1 protein-coding gene and 1 pseudogene are annotated in these 2,141 nt (G+C 37.0%); one reads left to right on the top strand and one right to left on the bottom strand.

All coding sequences use genetic code 11. The annotated features are described in order from the left end of the window. A pseudogene (locus tag H4J56_RS19295) lies at positions 1 to 428 on the top strand (transposase); the annotation flags it as partial. A gap of 235 nt (positions 429 to 663) precedes the next feature. Here the strand turns inward: H4J56_RS19295 and H4J56_RS19290 are convergent. Continuing rightward, entirely contained in the window at positions 664 to 1,134 is a 471-nt protein-coding gene (locus tag H4J56_RS19290; protein ID WP_182259815.1) for a type II secretion system protein, read from the bottom strand. Between the last annotated feature and the right edge of the window lie 1,007 nt (positions 1,135 to 2,141).

Raw genomic sequence — 2,141 nt, 5'->3', positions numbered from 1 at the left:
ATTTAAATCCAGTACGTGCAGGCATTGCTCCAACACCTGAGCAATCGAGTTTTACCAGTATTCAACTGCGTATCAAAGCAGCCATTATCGGAGAGCAACCGACAACGTTATTACCTTTTACGGGCCATGAACAGCAAGCTAAAACCTCCGGTATCCGCTTTAGTTTGAAGGACTATTTAACCCTTGTAGATGAAACAGGTCGCGTAATAAGAGCAGACAAACGAGGCGCTATCGATAAAAAAACCGCAAATATACTGTCAAGACTTCACATCAGCGATGACAGTTGGCTCAAACTCACCACAAACTTTGAAGGTATATTCACGGGCGCGGTCGGCACCGCAGAGCATTTGTGTGAATTTACTGAGCACGTGGGGTTAAAGCGCGCACACGGTAAAGCAAATGCCCAAGCTTGTTTGAATAGCGCGTAAACATAGCTACATTCAAAAACAGCAAGAAAAACACAGCTACCTTGGGGGAGAAGTAAAGCTTGCCTGAAATTCACTCATTTAATCAACTTCTATAAAAATCGATAGGCAAAGGCTTACAAGATGAAGTACATGCATTGTTAATGACCAATGGATAGCTGTTTTTCAGAGCATTATTATTGTGTAGCATTATCATGGCTGGCGTAGTAATTCTCACTGTTGCACATGCTTTCGGGAATTAGTCGGCGCAACCTGAAATGGAAATTACTGGTCGTTGACCTTTATTAGCTTGCTTATAGGTCAGCTTACAAAGTGTATCATCTGCTTTTATAGCATCAGCCAGCATACCTTCTGTATCACTCAAAAATGTAAAAATAATTGGTGATGAACCAGTTAACTCCCAATCAGCGCCTTCAGTGAAATTTAGAACTAATCTTATGTTTGTCTGTGTATTGGAAGGATACCCCCAATGAATCTTTATTCCTGATGATAGTTCTGCATCTTGCAAATTACCAAGTCCTTCAACTATGGCCTTAGCGTTAACTAGCGTGCTAGCTGACTCTAAGGCGCCCTTTAATTCATCCATTGCGGATTGTTGAGCATCACTTCGTATGCTTATAAATTTAGGAACAGCTACCGCTGACAAAATCCCTAAGATAACAATAACCACTACAAGTTCAATCAGAGTGAAACCAGATTGATTTTTCATATGGATTAATTCCAAAAAATTAAAGAAATACTATTAATGACAGCCTGAAAGTTGTGTATAAGAGACCTTTCAGTAGAGGCACGAAAAAAGACCGTTCCTAACAAGTTTTTAATCGTAACGAGGCTTTATAATTTTCAGCCTACTTATTTAAATAAAAATAAAATAACTTATATTTACTTGAAGTTAATTCTATTATCCTATCTTTTATAGCTGTTTGATTCAATTGAATCATAAATGTGGGTATGAGGTAATAAAGAATTATCATGGGTGTCTTGATAACTTTTCTCTCTATGAAGACCCTAATCTTTTCCAGCTTTTAGGTCAACTCTAGGGGGGCCACAAGGGGTCGTTCACCGTTATGATTTAAACTGTTCTAATCCTTTTCATTCTTTCATACTATTGCGTATGCGTAGGGTTATTTTTGAAAGTATAGGGCTATTAAAAATTTCTTCGCTAAACTCTTCAAAACAAGTTTTTAAAGATTCTGTATTTTTGGAACCTTCAAAATCCAGTAGCAACCATTGTATTCCACAATTTTTAAGCATGCTGGTTTGTTGCCTAGGCGAAATATAATCAAATAACCAATTATTAAAACTTCTATTGCTTCTTGAAAAGTTATAAACGCAAATACAATACAGCATCACCAGTACATACCTAATAATAAACATAACTACCTACTATCGCTCTCGATATATATGGGATGATACTGCCTAACTCATCTAAGAGATAAAAAATAAAATTTTCATGGGTGTCTTGATAACTTTATTATCCTATCTTTTATAGCTGTTTGATTCAATTGAATCATAAATGTGGATATGGGGTAATAAAGAATTATCATGGGTGTCTTGATAACTTAGTAATTCGTCCTAATCCGGTCCTTCCTATTAGGCGACAATTAGCTTGGCCGGGTCGCGACAATTAGGTTGACCGGTTTTGGTACACTTTAGATATATCAAATTCAATAGAGAAAGATATGTCTGGAAAACCCATAACCAAGCAACAGGTTA

The organism is Colwellia sp. BRX8-4, from assembly GCF_014077345.1.
Taxonomy (GTDB): domain Bacteria; phylum Pseudomonadota; class Gammaproteobacteria; order Enterobacterales; family Alteromonadaceae; genus Colwellia_A.
This window is presented reverse-complemented; position numbering and strand designations above follow the sequence as displayed.

Coding starts and splice junctions, on each gene's coding strand:
- H4J56_RS19290 (WP_182259815.1), bottom strand. CDS start 1,134: ATGAAAAATCAATCTGGTTTCACTCTGATTGAACTTGTAGTGGTTATT.